Origin of the sequence: Tenacibaculum crassostreae (assembly GCF_964512405.1) — a bacterium.
GTDB classification, from domain to species: Bacteria; Bacteroidota; Bacteroidia; order Flavobacteriales; family Flavobacteriaceae; genus Polaribacter; species Polaribacter crassostreae.
Map to the genome: position 1 here is coordinate 146,980 of NZ_CAZELE010000005.1, position 17,984 is coordinate 164,963.

Sequence of the window (17,984 nt, forward strand, 5' to 3'; positions counted from 1 at the left end):
TTTGAGTTGTATTAAAACAACAATGCGATTAAATAGTAACGATTGGAGGGCCTCTGGAAGATTTTTTATCAACATAAACAAAAGAGATTAACTGAGGTTGTGTCTCGTAATCTGTTTTGTAAAAGTGTTTTGGAACTACAGTGTAACTTTCAGCAGCTTTAGAAGTAAAAGTGCTAAAATGATAATGATCTAAAGAACAGTCGAGTTCTTTTTCATGAAAGTGGTGATCATTTACAGAAGAACAAACTGTGTGTTCGTGATTTTCAAAAAGATGTGCCGTTAATACTATTGTTGGTAACAGTAGCATAAAAATACTTAGTAAGGCGATATGTTTTTTGAAACGTAACATTACAGCAAATGTATAAAATAAAAATCTGATAGTTATTAACTACCAGATTTTTTATGTTTTAAGAAAGAAAATACTATTATTTGTTAGATTTTCCTCTCATTTTCATGTTTAACATTTCTACTCCTAAAGAAAAAGCAATAGCGAAGTATAGATATCCTTTAGGAATTACACCTACTGTTGAACCTAATATTTCAGCATGAGATAAATGTGCTCCTTCAGCAATAAGCATAAAGGCAATTAAAATTAAAAATGCTAACCCAAGCATTTGAATTGTTGGATGTTGATTTACAAACTTACCAACAGGATTAGCAAACAACATCATAATAACCATTGATAAAATTACCGATGCAACCATAATTATCATCGCTCCTTCAATACCATTGGTCATACCTACAGCTGTTAAAATTGAATCAAAAGAAAACACGATGTTAATTAATGTAATTTGAACAATAGCTTGAGATAATGTATATCCTTTTTTTGGTTGTCCTTCAATTTCATCATCATCATGTCCTTCAACTTTATGGTGAATTTCTTGAGTACTTTTATATAATAAGAAAATACCACCTGCAAATAAAATTAAACTTTGACCTGTTACTCCAGCTTTAATCCATGATAAATCTATGTGGAAGAATGGTTCTTTCATTTTAATTAAATAACCAATACCAAAAAGTAAAATGATACGTAATATCATTGCTAAAACAAGACCAATGTTTGTAGCTTTTTTACGTTGATTTTCGGGTAATTTATTTGCTGCAATAGAGATAAATATAATATTATCTATACCTAATACTATTTCTAAAAAAGTTAGTGTAAGTAAGGCAATCCAAGTGTCGGCTTGTAAAAATATTTCCATAGTTATTTAATTTTAAATACAGTTCCTTTAGGTTTAAAATTAGTGTAACCGATTCTTGCTGTAAAGTTATAGGAGCTATCGGTTACTTTTGTTATTTGAACAAATATAGGATCTTTATCTAAATCTGTTTTCGGGTTTTTCATTCGCAGAGTATAGGCGAAGTTGTTTTTCCACTTAATATAAAAAGTATCGATATGAATATCTTCTTTTGCTGTAGTTAAATTACCATTTTTAACACTTACTTTTTTAGTATATGTTTCTATTTGTAAACTATCTTTTCTTACGATTATAGATTTTCCTATGTTATCATTTGCTGGAACTTCAAATGTTCCATGAACAAAACGAGTAGGATCTCCATTTTTCTCTGAAGTACAAGAAATTGCTAAAAATATAACTAAAAAAGTAAGTAAATATTTCATTATATACCTGTATAATTTGATGGTGTAATTTGTTTTAATTCATTTTTAATTGCTTCTGAAACGTCCAGGGTATCAATAAAATTAGCAATAGAATCTTTATTGATTTTTTCGTTAGTACGTGTTAATCCTTTTAAAGCTTCATAAGGATTAGGATAGGATTCACGACGTAAAATAGTTTGAATAGCTTCAGCCACTACCGCCCAGTTATTTTCTAAATCCTCAGCAAATTTAGCTTCGTTTAATAATAACTTGTTCAACCCTTTTAAAGTAGAAGCAAAACCAATTAATGTATGTCCAAAAGGAACTCCAACGTTACGTAATACCGTACTATCAGTTAAATCACGTTGTAATCTTGAAACTGGTAATTTAGCTGCCAAATGTTCAAAAATAGCGTTAGCAATTCCTAAATTTCCTTCAGAGTTTTCAAAATCTATCGGATTTACTTTATGTGGCATTGCAGATGAACCAACTTCACCTTTTTTAATTTTTTGTTTGAAATAATCGTTAGAAACATACGTCCAAACATCACGGTCTAAATCAATTAAAATAGTATTAACACGCTTTAATCCATCGTATAAAGCCGCCATATGATCGTAGTGCTCAATCTGAGTAGTAGGGAATGAATGGTGTAAACCTAAAACTTCTTCCACGAAATGAGTTCCGAAGTTTTTCCAATCGATATCTGGATACGCAACTTTGTGCGCGTTAAAATTCCCCGTAGCACCACCAAACTTCGCTGCATGTGGTGTGTGTTGTATGTGAATTACCTGATTGTTAATACGCTCTACAAAAACGAAAAACTCTTTTCCTAAACGAGTAGGAGAAGCTGGTTGCCCGTGAGTTCTTGCTAGCATAGGTACGTTTTCCCATTCTTCTGATAAATCAGCTAATTTGCAAACTAAACTATCTAAAGTAGGGTAGTAAACTTCTTCCATCGCATCTTTAATAGATAACGGAATAGCAGTATTGTTAATGTCTTGAGACGTTAATCCGAAGTGAATGAACTCCTTATATTCATTCAAGCTTAGCTTGTCAAACTTTTCTTTAATAAAGTACTCAACAGCTTTTACATCATGATTGGTAACGCTTTCTATTTCTTTAATTTTTAAAGCATCTTCCGCAGAAAAAGCTGTGTAAATTGTACGTAAATCAGCATATAAATCTTTATTGAAATCAGCCAACTGAGGTAAAGGAATCTCGCATAAAGCAATAAAGTACTCAATTTCTACTTTTACACGGTATTTTATTAGTGCTTCTTCTGAAAAATAGTTAGCTAAACTAGCAACTTTGTTGCGGTATCTACCATCAATAGGAGAGATGGCATTTAATTCTGTTAAGTTCATTTTTTGTTGTTGTGTTGAAAGGCACAAAAATAGAAAATACTTATCTTTTTAAGAGATAAACCAATGAAAATTTTAGCGATACACTTTTCGTTTGTTAATTTCTACATCACCATTTTTTTCTAATAATTTAATTACTCTAATTACGGTTTCTACTCGTAACCCCAAAATATCTGCTATTTGTTGGCGAGTGTACTCTACCTTAAACGAATGTTTACCGGTTACTTTATAGACATCTTCTTTTAAATAATCAATAAATCTAAGAATTCTATGCGCTGGTTCTTGACTAGAAATTTCAGAAGCAATAATTGCTTTATAGTACAAACGTTTTGCTAAACTTTGAGTAATTTTTAAATGAATTTCAGGATTGTCTTGTAATAATTTAAATAAGTCTTTTTTTGATAAAGCTAAAATTGTACTGTCAGATATAGTAACTGCATTGGCTGGATATTTTACATCGATAAAAAGTGGAGGCTCTCCAAAACTTTGGTTTTTATAAAAAACTCCCTGAATAAACTCTTTACCGTCATCATTAAAGTTATTCATTTTCACTGCACCATTAACTATTTGATAATAATAATGTGCAGTTTGCTTTTCAGAAAAAATGGATTCTTCTTTTTTGAAATCTTTAGTTTCAGCGTTGTATTTTAATAAGAGTTCTTCTGGTATCATTATGATTTAAGTCATAAATTGCGGTAGCCTAAAGATATACTTTTGAGGCGGATTTTAATTATAATTTATAAATGGATAAACAAGATATTCAAAATAGAGAAGATGTTTATAAGCTAGTATCAACTTTTTATAATGATAAAATAAGAAAAGATGATTTTATAGGACCAATCTTCTTAAAAACGATTCCTGAAAACACTTGGGATAGCCATTTAGAAAAACTTACCGATTTTTGGGAAACCAATTTGTTTTTTGTTAGAAAATTTAAAGGAAACCCAATGAAAGCCCATAAAGATGTTGATAAAGATTTTGATTATTCAATTTATCAAGAACATTTTGGACGTTGGTTACAATTGTGGTTTGAAACGGTTGATGAACTTTTTGATGGTATAAAAGCTCACGAAGCTAAAGAAAGAGCACGAAATATTGCATCCATGCTTTTCTTTAAAATGTTTGAAGCCAAACCTAAATAGTTAGTAAATAGATAATTGATAAAATATTTCCTATAATATTGATTATAAATGCCCAAACTACCGTTTTAAAAGAACGTTGACTTATTGCTGCTGCATTTGCACCCATTGCAGATATACATGCAAACATTAAAAAGAACATATTAATTTTTTCATGAGCGGCTAGTGCAGCTGTAATTGAAGCAATCATTGTTCCTACCATTATTAATATTACAGATATACCAATTGCGTTACTTTCATGAGCTTTAATTTTGTTATTTATAGCAGTTATAAGGTTTACATTTAGTTTTTTACTAGTAGTATTGTTTACCGTTAATTGTTGTACTGTATTCATGCCTGATATATTTTACGACAAAGTTATTAGGCATATTCAAGTTAATTTATGACCTAAATCATAAATGAAAAAGCGGATGTCTTTCTTTATTTCATAGCTTTTTTTATCTTCACATATTAAAATAGTTTATTTGGAAACGTCAACTCTCATATATTTAGTTTTAGCAGTTTTATTAAGTGTTGCTATTGCTTTTTTTCAATATTTCTACAAAATAAAAAGAACTCCTAAAGTACATATCTTATTATTTGCTTTAAAAGCGTTGACACTCTTTTTAATAGGATTATTACTCATCAACCCTAAAATAAAAACATTAGAAACAGAAAACATCAAACCAGTATTATCTGTATTGGTAGATAATTCGCTTTCTACACAGTTTTTTAAAGAAGATAAAACTATTAGAAATTTATTATCAGAAGTTCAAAATCAGAATAAAATTCAAGAAAAATTTGCAGTACAGTATTTTTCATTTGGAAAAGAAATTAGCGTTTTAGATTCTCTTTCTTTTTCAGATACACATACTAATATTTACAAAGCAATAAATGCTGTTAATGAACTGAATAAAGAGACTAAATCAGTAACTATTTTAATTACTGATGGTAATCAAACTCAAGGAAATGATTATGAGTTTATTCACTCGGCTAATAAGATTTTTCCAGTAATAGTAGGTGATACAACTCAATATCAAGATGTGCAAATTTCACAGTTAAATGTTAATAAATACAGTTATTTAGAAAACAAGTTTCCTGTTGAAGCATTATTGTACTATGAAGGAAAAGAAAGGGTGAAATCTACCTTTGCCATACTTCAAAACGGAAAAAGAATATTTTCAAAGCAGGTTGAATTTTCGCCTGAAAATCCTACGCAAACGGTTTCTACAAATTTGCTTTCTTCAACTAAAGGAATACATTATTATACAGCTTCTATTAGTAAAATAGACAACGAAAAAAACACAAAGAATAATTACAAGAGTTTTTCTGTTGAAGTTCTTGATGAACAAACCAAAGTGTTATTATTAGGTTCTTTTTTGCATCCAGATTTAGGAGCATTAAAAAAAGCAATTGAAAGTAACAAACAACGAAAGGTTGATATCAAATTTATTCAAGATAATGATATAAATTTTGAAGATTATCAAATGTATGTTTTGTATCAACCAAATGGATCTTTTAAAAATGTATTTGAGAAAATATCATCTAATTATTTGCTAGTTTCAGGTACAAAAACCGATTGGAATTTTATCAATGCTCAAAATTTAGGAGTTCAGAAGAAGGCAATTAATCAGAAAGAAGAATATAGTCCTGTTTATAATCCTAATTTTTTAACCTTTTTGCAAGAAGATATTGGTTTTGAAGGATTTCCTCCTTTAGAAGATAAGTTCGGAGAGGTTCAATTAAAGAAAGAAGTACAAGGATTGTTATATCAAAAATTTGCAGGAGTAGAAACCACACAACCTTTATTAGCAACGTTTGAAGAAAATGAAAAGAAAAGTGCAGTATTGTTTGGTGAAGGAGTTTGGAAATGGAGAGCTTCAAGTTATTTAAAAGAGCAAAATTTTGAAACTTTCGACAAATTTATAGGTAATTTGGTACAGTATTTAGCTTCCAACAAAAAGAGAAAGAGGTTAGAGGTTACTTCTGAACGATTGTATCCAGCAAATGCGCCTATTACTATTTCTGCATTTTATGTAGATAAAAATTATCAGTTTGATAACAGAGCTAATTTAGAACTTACGCTAACTAATAAAGAAACTAAAGAGCAAAAAAAGTTACCATTTTCGTTGATTAACAATTCATACCAAGTATCTGTAGAAGGTTTGATTTCAGGTGATTATTCCTACAAAGTTTCGGTAGTCAATCAAAAAATAAACGCTTATGGTGAGTTTAAAATTACTGATTATCAGATAGAAGAACAGTTTACCAATGCAAATCAGCAAAAATTACAATCATTAGCAACAAAAACAAACGGAGCTGTTTTTTATCCAAATTCAATTAATCAATTATTGCAAGAATTGATTAACGATGAATCGTATTATACCACGCAAAAATCAATTTCTAAAGAACAAGATTTAATAGATTGGAAATGGATTTTATTTTTGATAGTTGCCTTTTTAAGTGCAGAATGGTTTATCAGAAAATATTATGGTAAAATCTAAGAAACCAATCGGTTTTCATTGGATAAAGAAGTATAGTTACCGAAATTTGTGGTAAAAGAAAATAAGATGAGATTTCACACAAGAAAATGGGTAAAACCAGAAGATTTAAATCCTAATGGAACTTTATTTGGCGGACGATTATTACAATGGATAGATGAAGAAGTTGCCTTATATGCTATTATTCAGTTAGAAATTCCGAAGACAGTTACCAAGTTTATGTCTGAAATAGATTTTGTAAGTTCAGCAAAACAAGGTGATATAATTGAAATAGGAATTAACGTTGTAAAATTTGGAAGAACTTCTATAACGCTAAGTTGTGAAGTTCGTAATAAAATTACCAGGAAAACAATTATTTCAATAGATAAGATTATCATGGTAAGTTTAGACGAAGAAGGAAATCCTGTAGCTCATGGCAAAACAAAAATAGAATATGTTAAAGATAGGTTAGAAGAAGAATAGCCTAAAGAAATTGTATATTTTTGCAGACTATAATTGTAAGAATTGAAAAACTTTTGCATCATATTGTTAACCTTATTACTAATTGCACCTCCAATGCAAGCACATACTGATGCTATTGTTTTTGAAAATGAAGTTGAAACACACTTTGATGAGATAGATGATTTGCATCATGATGAGCATCATCAAAACGATACAGAAGAAGAAAAAAGCAAAGAACACCATCATCATTGTAATGTAATTAACTTGTCTGTAGAATTTATTCTTATTGATTATAACTTTGAATTTATTCCTTTTTTTGAAATAATAGAAAAGATTAATTTTTACGAAACTCCTTATAACTTTTCCTTTTTAAAAGGAATCTTCCAACCACCAAAACTTTAAATTAATTATAGTTTGCTTTCGTTAACTTGAAAGCTTTATACGCATCTTTTTAAGAAAAAAGATGTCGGTTTTATACGCATAATTAATTTAAAGAAAATACATGTTTAAAAATATAATTTTTGCAGTAGCATTTATGCTATCTGCTATTCAAATACAGTCACAAAACTCAATAAAATTTAAAGTAATTTCAGATGAAAAAGAACCTATTGTAGGTGCATCAGTCTATATAAAAAATTCAACAATAGGAACAGAAACCAATTTAGATGGAGTTGCAGTTTTAAACAATATTTCCAACGGAAAACACACATTTATAATATCATTTATAGGTTTTGAAACGGTACAAAAAGAGATTTCATTTCCAACGAGCGAAAAACAAATTATTATTGAACTTCATGAGGATGAAGAAACCTTAGACGCAGTGGTTATTCAATCCACCAGAAGTAAACGAACCATTGCAGAAATCCCGACAAGAATTGAAGTAGTGGCAGCGGAAGAATTAGGTGAAAAAGCGATAATGAATTCTGCCAATATAGCTATGGTGTTACGAGAAAGTACAGGAATACAGATGCAACAAACTTCTGCTAACTCTGCAAATCAAAGTATTCGAATTCAAGGGTTAGATGGTCGTTTCACTCAGTTATTAAAAGATGGATTTCCATTATTTGGTGGATTTTCAAGCGGATTAAGCATCATGCAAATTCCGCCTCTAGATTTGCAACAAGTAGAAATTATTAAAGGAAGTTCTTCTACTTTGTATGGTGGAGGCGCAATTGCAGGTTTGGTAAATTTAGTGTCTAAAAAGCCGAAAGAAGAACGAGAAATAAACATAATGTTCGATCAAACTTCAAGAAACGGAAGTACTTTAAATGCTTTTTATAGTGAACGGTTTAACAAATTCGGAGTTACTTTATACGGTTCAGCTAACAGACAGCAAGCTACTGATGTAAATGACGATCATTTTACTGATATTCCAAAAGTTAGAAGTTTTAGCATCAATCCTTCATTATTTTATTATCCCAATGAAAAAGAAGAATGGCGTTTGAATTTTGGAACAACTATCGAGAATCGTATAGGAGGAGATACTGATGTTATTGAAGGAAATATGACTCCAGATCATAATTTCTTTGAAGAAAATAAAACAGAACGATATGCTTCTCAATTGTCTTATGATAATAGTATTTCAGACAGTAAAAGTTTTCATTTTAAAAATAGCGTGAGCTACTTTAAAAGAAACCTAACTTTACCCAATTATGAGTTTGACGGAAAACAATGGGCAACATTTACTGAAGCAACTTATAATTTATACAGCAACACATCCGATTGGGTTTTTGGAGGGAACATTATTACAGAAAATTTTATAGAAAATCCTAAAACGACTACAGATAGAAGCTACCAGCAATTTACCGGAGGAGTTTTTGCGCAAAACAATTGGAAACTAGCCAATAATTTAACATTAGAAAGTGGTTTACGTACAGATTATAACAACAATTACGGAACATTTGTATTACCAAGAGTTTCATTATTTATAAAATACAACGATAAGGTTTCAAGTAGAATAGGAGGAGGTTTAGGATATAAAATTCCAACAATATTTACTGAAGATGCTGAGTTACGTTCCTATCAAAATGTGTTGCCTATTGCTATTAAAGAATTAAAAGCTGAAACTTCAATTGGTTTTAATGCAGATGTAAATTATAAAACCAAAGTTTTTAATGATAATGTGTCTTTTTCATTCAACCAATTAGTGTTTTATACACAGTTAGAGAATTCATTAATACTACAAAACAATGGAACTGATTATGAGTTTATAAATGCTTCTAATTCTTTGCATAGTTACGGAGCAGAAACCAATGTAAAGCTGAAATATAAAGATTTTGTGCTGTTTACTAATTATGCATATAACAATGTAAAATTAAACGGAAATCAAAAAGCATTAACACCAAAACACAGTTTTGGAGGTGTGTTAATGTATGAAGTACATGATAAATGGCGAATTGGTTACGAAGCCTATTATAAAAGTTCGCAGTTAAGAAATAACTTAACTGAAACACCTGATTATTGGACGATGGGCTTTATGCTTATGAGAACTTTAGGTAAAGTAAGTTTGTATGCAAATTTTGAAAATTTTACTGATACCAAGCAACAGAATTATCAATCAATGGTAATACCTCCACATAATAACCCTACATTTACTGATATTTGGGCACCAACCGACGGTTTTATTTTTAATACAGGAATTTTAATTAAATTATAAAAGAAGAGGAGTTTATCTCCTCTTTTTTGCATCTTTTTAGTATTTTAAAAGTCTTAAATTAAAAAAATGGGACACAGTCATAACCATCATTCGCATCATACAACTACAAAGAATATAAAGAGAGCTTTTTTTCTCAATTTAGCGTTTACAATTATAGAATTAATCGGAGGGATTTTCACGAATAGTTTGGCTATTTTATCTGATGCTTTACACGATTTAGGAGATAGTTTAACCTTAGGATTGTCGTGGTATTTTCAAAAATTATCTGGAAAAGGGTCCAATGAAAAGTTTTCGTACGGATATCGTCGTTTTTCTTTGCTAGGAGCTATTGTAAATTCTGTTGTTTTAATTATCGGTTCAATTTTTATCATTAAAGAAGCAATTCCTAGAATTATCAATCCAGAACAAGCCGACGCAAAAGGAATGATGTGGATAGCCATTTTAGGTGTAATTGTAAACGGAGCAGCAGTTGTAAACTTGAAAAAAGGAAAAACTATTAACGAACGTGTAGTTATGCTTCATTTGCTTGAAGACGTCTTAGGATGGATAGCAGTTTTAATAGCAAGTATTGTAATGCAATTTTGGGATATTCCTATTTTAGACCCAATTCTATCAATGCTTATAGCAGGTTTTGTCTTGTTTAATGTATATCAAAACGTTAGTGAGAGTTTGCGAATTTTACTACAAGGAACTCCAAAAGAGATAAATCTTGAAGATATTCAACAGCGATTATTAACTTTTGAAGAAATAGAAAACGTACACGATTGCCATTTATGGACGATGGATGGAGAATATAATATCTTAACACTTCATATTGTATTGAAAAATAAAGCAATTAGCATTGCTGATAATGCAGAATTCAAAAAGAAAGTTAGAAAAATATTGCATGATGAGTTTCAGTTAGAACACGTTACTTTAGAGTTTGAACTATCTGAAGAGAATTGTGAGTATTTTGATTGTGATTAATTACCTATTTTTACAAAAAACTAATAAAAATGTCGAGAAATCAAATAGATTTAAAATTTCCAAAATTTGGAATGATGATTCCAATAGCAATTATTTTAATTGTATTTATAGCAAAATCAACCGAAACTATAAAATCTGGTCAAGCAGGAGTTTTATACAAAACTTTTAGTGGTGGTGTAGCTGTAGATGAGCCAGCAATGGGAGAGGGGTTTCATTTTGTAATGCCATGGAATAAAGTGCATGTGTATGAAGTTCGTCAGCAAGAATTATTTGAACAAATGCAGGTATTATCTTCAAACGGATTAGAAATTCGTTTAGATGCTTCAGCTTGGTATCAACCACAAGTAGATAAATTAGGACTGTTACATAGAGAAAAGGGAGAGAAGTATTTAGACAGAGTTATAAAACCAGCAATTCGTTCTGCTGCACGTAGCGTTGTAGGTCGGTATACCCCAGAGCAATTGTATTCTAGTAAGAGAGATGTAATTCAAGAAGAAATTTTTGAGGAAACTAAAAAGATTTTAGACAAACAGTATATTCAATTAAACGAAGTTTTAGTTCGTGATGTAGAATTACCTCCAACAATTAAAGATGCTATCGAACGTAAACTAAAGCAAGAACAAGAAGCTCTTGAGTATGAGTTTAGAATAGCTAAAGCTAAAAAGGAAGCTGAGCGTCAACGTATTGATGCTGAAGGAAAAGCTGCAGCAAACAAAATTTTAAGTGCTTCGTTAACTGACAAGATTTTACAAGAAAAAGGTATTGAAGCAACGTTAAAGTTATCAGAATCTCCTAATAGTAAAGTAGTAATTGTTGGTTCAGGTAAAAACGGAATGCCTATTATTTTAGGTAATCAATAGTTTATTTTAAGCCTAAATAAATACGTTTAAGCATAAAAGAACTACGTTTAAGGTATTTTTTTAAATAGAAGATGATTCTTGTAGCATCTTTGGAATACTCAGAGAAATTTGAGTATTTAATTTATGGGGAATTAAATTATTTATAAGGGGTGAAAAGCAGCTTTTTTAAAAGCTGCTTTTTTTATTGTAGTGGAGCATTATTAATTTTGCTTACATCTTCTAGTATGTCAAAAACATGGTCTTTAATATCTGTGATTCCTATGCTATTTAATCTTTTAACATGCATTTCTTTGTATTTGTTAAGAAAATCGATGTTTTTAAATAAATAGGTTGATCCGTAATGATTTGTACCCTCTTCATGAGTCCATATTTTCCAGATTACCCCCTCTTCTTGTGCAATACTTTCTGCAAGTTTAATATTACCTTCAAGAAATTCTTTTGTTACAGGACCGTCATATTTTAAATGCAAATCCCAAATTTTTAATGTACTCATTTTATTATTTGTTTAATTATTTCGTTTTAGTTGTATATAACTTAGAATTGATAGTAAAGTAAAAAATGCTGGATCTGACCAACCAAAGCCATAAAATATGCCTTCATAGATAGCGTATAAAGTGATAATAACACCTAAAATGTTTGTTATTAAAAGACCTTGCAAAATTTTCTTAGCATATTTACTTTTTTCTTCTACGTCTTTAAATAAAAGGCTTATTGCTGCTATACCTCCTAAAAATATAGTAGTGTGTTGTGAAAGAAACACGGCATATTTATCATTTAACTCAAGTCCATAATTTGGCCATAATAAATTTGGAATAAAAAATAAGCCTAAACCAAATGCAGCATATATTATTCCGTGAATGGTTAAAAAAGTTTTTGTTTTCATCTTTTAAAATTTTATGCTACAAAATTAAACAGAATAGTTTATTTTTGTTACTAAATACAAAAAAGAAATTAGTTTCTTAAAAGAAACTATTAATATTTAAAGATGGAACAACAAGGTTTGTCAAAAGAGTGTATTGCTCAGCTGAGGGCAATTAGAGATACTATGGAGTTACTTTCGGGTAAGTGGAAAATACAAATCATAGGTACTTTACTAAGAGGAGGAAGTATGAGGTTTATGGAATTAAAAAGAGCATTAGAAGGTATTGCTCCTAAAAAGCTATCTAATGATTTACAAGAATTAGAAATTAATATGCTAATAACCAGAACTGTTATGGATACAAAACCAATTACGGTAGAATATGCTTTAACTGAACACGGTAAATCATTAGATGGGTTTATTGGTGAAGTTATTGATTGGGGTTTGAATCACCGAAAAGAAATTATAAGTGCAGATAAATAAAAAGCAGCTCATTGAGCTGCTTTTTTACTTTATAAATATAATAGAGAAATTATCCTCTTCTACGTTTTCTGCCAAATCCAGTAGCTGGTTTGTTATCTCCTTTTCTAGAAGAAGGCTCACTACTGCGTCTTCTACCAAATCCTTTTTTAGCATCCGTAGGCTTTTCACTTCTATCGCTCCTACGTCCTCTTCCACTAAAATTACCTCCGCCGCTTCTACGAGGCTTTCTTCCACCACCATTACCACGGTCAGTTTTTGTTATTTCAACATTTACTGAACGCCCATTAAAATCAGGAGTATTCACAGCAAAAGCATCTAGCGTTTCTTTTTCAAAGTTTTTATCAATTTCAAAGAAAGAGAAAGTGTCTAGAATATCAATTGCACCAATTTCAATCTTATCACCAATATTTTGATCGTTGATTAAACCTATTAATTTAGCAGGATTTAAACGGTCTTTTCTTCCTAAATTAATGAAGAAACGTGTCATATTTTCACTAGAAGAACGACCTCTTGAGTTTTCTCTTGAAGATAAGTTGTTTAAATCAGGAGCGTTTTCATAGTATGATAAGAAAGTGTTAAATTCTAACGAAACAAACTTCTGAATTAATTCCTCTCTACTTAAATCTTCTAATTTTTCGTAAATACTTGGTAAAAAGTTTTCAATCTGATCTGTATTTACCTCAGTATTATGTACTTTATCAATTAAATGGAATAATTGATTTTGACAAATTTCTTTACCAGAAGGAACAGGAGTATGGATAAACTCTTTTTTGATAATACGCTCGATTGGGCGTAATTTACCTTGTTCCTTTTTTGTTACTAATGCAATTGAAATACCTTTATTACCAGCTCTACCTGTTCTACCACTACGGTGGTTGTAGTTTTCTATTTGATCTGGTAATTTATGGTTGATTACGTGTGTAAGGTTGTTAACATCTAAACCACGAGCAGCAACATCAGTAGCTACTAAAATTTGAATGTTCTTTTCACGGAATTTCTGCATTACAGAGTCACGTTGTGCTTGCGATAAATCACCATGCAAAGCATCAGCATTATAACCGTCTTTAATTAAATTGTTTGCAACCTCTTGTGTTTCTCTACGTGTTCTACAGAAAACAATTCCGTAGATATCAGGATTTAAATCAGCAACTCTTTTTAAAGCAGGGTAACGTGTTTTTTCAGTCACTAAATAATATTCGTGACTAACATTATCTGAACCTTGATTTTTTTGTCCTGAAGTAACTTCAACAGGGTTTTTCATGTAGTTCTTAGCAATGTCTTCTACTTCTCTAGGAAAAGTTGCAGAGAACAGCAATGTTTGTTTGCTTTCTGGTGTTGCTTCTAAAACTTGATCTAATTCATCTTTAAAGCCCATGTTTAGCATTTCATCAGCTTCATCTAAAACTAACCACTGAACATTACCAAGCTTTAGAGCTCTTCTTTTAATTAAATCGACAGTTCTACCAGGAGTACCCACAACGATTTGTGCTCCTCTTTTTAATTTTCTAATCTGCTCCTCAATATTAGCACCACCGTAAACGGTTGCTACTTTTAAATTTGGTAAGTATTTAGAAAACTCTTCGATATTATTACCAATTTGAACAGCTAACTCACGAGTAGGTGATAAAATAATAGCTTGGGTATGTGTGCTAGTTTGATCAGCAAGTTCTATAATTGGTAAACTAAAAGCAGCTGTTTTACCTGTTCCTGTTTGAGCAAATGCTTTTAAATCTTCAGTTGAAGAAATGATTTGAGGAATTGCTTTTTCTTGAATAATTGTTGGCTTTTCGTAACCTAAATCGGTCAACGCCTTATTGATAGGTTCTTGTAAACCTAAATCTAAAAATGTAGACATACTGTGTTTTTTCGAGAACCCACAGATGCCCCTCCGCGAATTCTATTAATTATTAATAATCGTTAATACGATTTTTTTGGACGGTGCAAAAGTACACTAAATAAAATGAATAGCAGCTAACTATTTGCTTTTTTGTAAGTTGCTGATTTCTTGGTTGATATTTGATGAAGAAAGACTAGTATATCCGTTTTTGATAATTCCGTTTTTATCAACTAAAATCATACGAGAGAATTTACTAGAAGAATATTCGCAAGTAGCACTTTCTTCAGGCAAAGTGTATTGATACTTTACATCAATGTTTTTAGTGTACCTTCTAGAGGTATCACATAAATTGACCAAAACAAAATTAACCTCAGGATTGTTTTTTATCAAGTAATTAAAGCGAGAAGATACCCAATCATCAGAAGCATATTTGTAATTTTTAAATAAAACTACCGTACTTTTTCCTTTAGAAATGTCTTTAATATCAACTAAACCTCCATCAGCAGCTATTAACTTTAAAGAAGGTAACTCTTCTCCCTGGGGTAATAACTTTAAGTCATTAATTAATCGTTGAACATTTTTTTTATGGTCATTATTTGTGTTTAACTTAAAAAAAGTAAAGAACGCCTCGTTTTTCTTTTCGCTATTTGGTTCTTTTAAAAAGTGACCAACAACAGTATTGTATAAAAGTTTGTTTTTAACCTCTTCTAATTGTATGTTTTTATCAATAGAATTAAGTAGGTCAACCGTAAAGTTCTCAGACTTGTTTAGGTGATTTTTTTGATATAAGTCGTTGTATATCTTTTCGATAACAAAACGATAGTAAGGGCCAAAAAACATTAAAGAATCCTTGTCTACCTGAACATTTTCTCTGTATTTATAATAAGATTCGTTAAATACTTCAGGCTCTTTTTTATTGATACTTTTTATAGCATATTCCTCTAAACTTGTATAAAGAGGATAGTTTAAAGCAATATCAATAAGAGAATTATATTTTTCTGATGGATTTTCAGTGTTCCTATGATAGTTTTCTAAAATTTTAGTTTTAGTCTTTATTAAAGAATCAATCTTATAAGTAAAGTCTTTCGAAGGTAAATGAAAGAATTTATTTATGTTTTTTTCATCTACCTCATGTTGTAAAAAAGTTTCAATTAATAGATTGTTTCTTTCGGCATTATCACCACTAAAAACTAACGATTCATCAAAATCCCATGTGTTTAAACGTATAAGAATGCTGTCAGATGGTTGTATAAACACATACTGATGCTCATTACCATGTTCAAAAATATATAATCCTTCTCTTAAATTCTCAAAGCTTCCTAAAAAAGTATTATCTCTTTCTAAATGAATCGTATCTTTAAAATTGTAGCTATCAGTTAAAAGAACAAATCTAGACTTAGGGTTTATTATTTTACCTCCAAAATAGGTAGGCTTAGACGTGTCAGAACTTTCACATCCAATAAATATAACTAATATGAGAGGTATTATGTACTTAATCATGTTTAAAATTTACCCTAAATATCAATGATCAAAAATAGAGAACTCTTAATAATTAGGCTGTTAATTCGTTGTTAAAAGAATTAAAAGTGTCAAAAGTAATATGTTAAATATTTCCGTGCAAATTCTTTTATACTCTTTAGTTTTTATACTTTTGCACGGAATTTAAAAAAATATACATGTTATCAGTTTCTAATTTATCAGTTCAGTTTGGGAAACGTGTTTTGTTTGATGAAGTAAACACTAAGTTTACTCAAGGAAATTGCTACGGAATTATCGGAGCAAATGGAGCAGGTAAATCTACATTTTTAAAGATTTTATCAGGTAGGCAAGAACCAACTTCTGGTCAAGTTCATTTAGAACCAGGAAAAAGAATGTCTGTATTAACCCAAGATCATTACGCTTTTGATGAGTATACTGCTTTAGAAGCTGTTTTAATGGGTAATAAAGAGTTACACAAGATAAAAACTGAAATTGATGCATTATACGCTGATTATACCGATGAAAATGCAGAGAAAATAGGGGAGTTACAAGTTCGTTTTGAAGAAATGGATGGATGGAACGCCGATGCTGCTGCTGCAAGTTTATTATCGAATTTAGGTATTAAAGAAGAAGACCATTATACGTTATTATCAGAAATTGATCCAAAGAAAAAAGTACGTGTTTTATTAGCACAATGTTTATTTGGTAATCCTGATGTGCTAATCATGGATGAGCCTACCAACGACTTGGATTTTGAAACCATTTCTTGGTTAGAAAATTTCTTAGCGAACTATGATAATACGGTAATTGTGGTATCTCACGACCGTCACTTTTTAGATGCGGTTTGTACACATATTTCAGATATCGATTTTGGAAAAATCAACCATTTTTCAGGTAACTATACGTTCTGGTATGAGTCTTCTCAATTAGCGGCAAAACAAAGAGCTCAACAAAACAAAAAAGCCGAAGATAAGAAGAAAGAATTAGAAGAGTTTATTCGTCGTTTCTCTGCAAACGTTGCGAAATCTAAACAAGCTACTTCTCGTAAGAAAATGATTGAGAAGTTAAATGTAGACGAGATTAAACCATCTTCACGTCGTTATCCTGCGATTATTTTTGAAAGAGATAGAGAAGCGGGTGATCAAATTTTAAATATTGAAGGATTATCAAAAAAGGATTCAGAAGGAGAATTGTTATTCTCTAATGTAGATATTAACTTGAATAGAGGAGATAAAGTAGCAGTTATTTCTAAAAACTCGAAAGCTACTTCAGCATTTTATCAAGTAATTTCTGGTAACGAAGAAGCTGATTCTGGTAAATATAGTTGGGGAGTAACTACAACACAATCATACTTACCTGCTGATAACTCAGCATATTTTCAAAATGGGGAGTTAAACTTAGTGGATTGGTTACGCCAATACGCACAAACAGAAGAAGAGAGAGAAGAGGTATTCTTAAGAGGTTTCTTAGGTAAAATGATTTTCTCTGGTGAAGAGGCTTTGAAAAAGAGTAATGTTTTATCAGGAGGAGAAAAAGTACGTTGTATGTTATCTCGTATGATGATGACTAGAGCAAATATATTAATGCTTGATGAACCAACAAACCACTTAGATCTTGAGTCTATTCAAGCACTTAACAACTCGTTAATTAATTTTAAAGGAACAGTATTGTTTACAACTCATGATCATGAGTTTGCTCAAACAGTAGCTAACAGAATTATAGAAATCACGCCAAAAGGAATCATTGATAAATATTCAACGTTTGATGATTATTTAGACGATCCTAAAGTAAAAGAATTAAGAGAACAGATGTACTCGTAATAG

At 30.5% G+C, this 17,984-nt stretch carries 19 protein-coding genes; 9 read left to right on the forward strand and 10 right to left on the reverse strand.

Annotation, left to right across the window (positions count from 1 at the left end):
* Positions 1-28: 28 nt before the first annotated feature.
* From ACKTST_RS06000 to ACKTST_RS06020, 5 genes are all read right to left on the reverse strand, one after another.
* Entirely contained in the window at positions 29-349 is a 321-nt protein-coding gene (locus tag ACKTST_RS06000; RefSeq protein WP_408046842.1) for a hypothetical protein, read from the reverse strand.
* Between the two features lie 76 nt (positions 350-425).
* Positions 426-1,202 carry a TerC family protein gene (locus ACKTST_RS06005; protein WP_408046843.1) on the reverse strand — a complete coding sequence of 259 codons (777 nt, stop codon included), beginning with the start codon at positions 1,200-1,202 and terminating at the stop codon, positions 426-428.
* A gap of 2 nt (positions 1,203-1,204) precedes the next feature.
* Positions 1,205-1,621 (reverse strand): hypothetical protein, encoded by a 417-nt coding sequence (locus ACKTST_RS06010; protein WP_408046844.1) that lies wholly within the window; start codon positions 1,619-1,621, stop codon positions 1,205-1,207.
* On the reverse strand, positions 1,621-2,964 hold the full coding sequence (gene purB / locus ACKTST_RS06015) for an adenylosuccinate lyase (protein ID WP_408046845.1): 1,344 nt from the start codon (positions 2,962-2,964) through the stop codon (positions 1,621-1,623). The genes ACKTST_RS06010 and purB overlap by 1 nt, the downstream gene beginning before the upstream one ends.
* 72 nt (positions 2,965-3,036) lie before the next feature.
* Positions 3,037-3,633, reverse strand: a complete 597-nt coding sequence (locus ACKTST_RS06020) for a Crp/Fnr family transcriptional regulator (protein WP_408046846.1) — start codon at positions 3,631-3,633, stop codon at positions 3,037-3,039.
* A 71-nt stretch (positions 3,634-3,704) separates the two neighbouring features.
* On the opposite strand from ACKTST_RS06020, the gene ACKTST_RS06025 reads away from it, so the two are divergent.
* Positions 3,705-4,103: a group III truncated hemoglobin gene (locus ACKTST_RS06025; RefSeq protein WP_408046847.1), complete on the forward strand. Its 399-nt coding sequence runs from the start codon at positions 3,705-3,707 to the stop codon at positions 4,101-4,103.
* On the opposite strand, the gene ACKTST_RS06030 is transcribed toward ACKTST_RS06025, so the two are convergent.
* Entirely contained in the window at positions 4,096-4,434 is a 339-nt protein-coding gene (locus tag ACKTST_RS06030) for a hypothetical protein (RefSeq protein ID WP_408046848.1), read from the reverse strand. The two genes, ACKTST_RS06025 and ACKTST_RS06030, sit on opposite strands and share 8 nt — an antisense overlap.
* Positions 4,435-4,564: 130 nt before the next feature.
* On the opposite strand from ACKTST_RS06030, the gene ACKTST_RS06035 reads away from it, so the two are divergent.
* The 6 genes from ACKTST_RS06035 to ACKTST_RS06060 all read left to right on the forward strand — a co-directional run bounded on the left by ACKTST_RS06035 (position 4,565) and on the right by ACKTST_RS06060 (position 11,503).
* Positions 4,565-6,583 carry a VWA domain-containing protein gene (locus ACKTST_RS06035; protein ID WP_408046849.1) on the forward strand — a complete coding sequence of 673 codons (2,019 nt, stop codon included), beginning with the start codon at positions 4,565-4,567 and terminating at the stop codon, positions 6,581-6,583.
* Between the two features lie 66 nt (positions 6,584-6,649).
* Positions 6,650-7,042, forward strand: coding sequence for an acyl-CoA thioesterase (locus tag ACKTST_RS06040; RefSeq protein WP_408046850.1), 393 nt, complete (start codon positions 6,650-6,652; stop codon positions 7,040-7,042).
* Positions 7,043-7,135: 93 nt separating this feature from the next.
* The gene (locus ACKTST_RS06045) at positions 7,136-7,423 is read left to right on the forward strand and encodes a hypothetical protein (RefSeq protein ID WP_408046851.1); all 288 of its coding nucleotides are present in this window, start codon (positions 7,136-7,138) and stop codon (positions 7,421-7,423) included.
* Between the two features lie 100 nt (positions 7,424-7,523).
* Positions 7,524-9,677, forward strand: coding sequence for a TonB-dependent receptor (locus ACKTST_RS06050; protein WP_408046852.1), 2,154 nt, complete (start codon positions 7,524-7,526; stop codon positions 9,675-9,677).
* Positions 9,678-9,743: 66 nt separating this feature from the next.
* Complete coding sequence (locus tag ACKTST_RS06055) at positions 9,744-10,643, forward strand: cation diffusion facilitator family transporter (RefSeq protein WP_408046853.1); 900 nt, start codon at positions 9,744-9,746, stop codon at positions 10,641-10,643.
* Between the two features lie 29 nt (positions 10,644-10,672).
* Entirely contained in the window at positions 10,673-11,503 is an 831-nt protein-coding gene (locus ACKTST_RS06060) for a prohibitin family protein (protein ID WP_408046854.1), read from the forward strand.
* Positions 11,504-11,684: 181 nt separating this feature from the next.
* Here the strand turns inward: ACKTST_RS06060 and ACKTST_RS06065 are convergent, their stop codons facing one another.
* Both ACKTST_RS06065 and ACKTST_RS06070 read right to left on the reverse strand, forming a co-directional pair.
* Positions 11,685-11,996 (reverse strand): monooxygenase, encoded by a 312-nt coding sequence (locus ACKTST_RS06065; protein WP_408046855.1) that lies wholly within the window; start codon positions 11,994-11,996, stop codon positions 11,685-11,687.
* Between the two features lie 12 nt (positions 11,997-12,008).
* Entirely contained in the window at positions 12,009-12,386 is a 378-nt protein-coding gene (locus ACKTST_RS06070) for a hypothetical protein (RefSeq protein ID WP_408046856.1), read from the reverse strand.
* Between the two features lie 102 nt (positions 12,387-12,488).
* Here ACKTST_RS06070 and ACKTST_RS06075 point away from each other — a divergent pair, with 102 nt between their 5' ends.
* The gene (locus tag ACKTST_RS06075) at positions 12,489-12,845 is read left to right on the forward strand and encodes a winged helix-turn-helix transcriptional regulator (protein ID WP_408046857.1); all 357 of its coding nucleotides are present in this window, start codon (positions 12,489-12,491) and stop codon (positions 12,843-12,845) included.
* 49 nt (positions 12,846-12,894) lie between these two features.
* On the opposite strand, the gene ACKTST_RS06080 is transcribed toward ACKTST_RS06075, so the two are convergent.
* Together ACKTST_RS06080 and ACKTST_RS06085 are read right to left on the reverse strand one after the other, a co-directional pair.
* Complete coding sequence (locus ACKTST_RS06080; protein ID WP_408046858.1) at positions 12,895-14,700, reverse strand: DEAD/DEAH box helicase; 1,806 nt, start codon at positions 14,698-14,700, stop codon at positions 12,895-12,897.
* Positions 14,701-14,820: 120 nt separating this feature from the next.
* The gene (locus ACKTST_RS06085; RefSeq protein WP_408046859.1) at positions 14,821-16,182 is read right to left on the reverse strand and encodes a hypothetical protein; all 1,362 of its coding nucleotides are present in this window, start codon (positions 16,180-16,182) and stop codon (positions 14,821-14,823) included.
* A 176-nt stretch (positions 16,183-16,358) separates the two neighbouring features.
* Here ACKTST_RS06085 and ACKTST_RS06090 point away from each other — a divergent pair, with 176 nt between their 5' ends.
* Positions 16,359-17,981, forward strand: a complete 1,623-nt coding sequence (locus tag ACKTST_RS06090; RefSeq protein ID WP_408046860.1) for an ABC-F family ATP-binding cassette domain-containing protein — start codon at positions 16,359-16,361, stop codon at positions 17,979-17,981.
* The last annotated feature ends 3 nt before the right edge of the window (positions 17,982-17,984 follow it).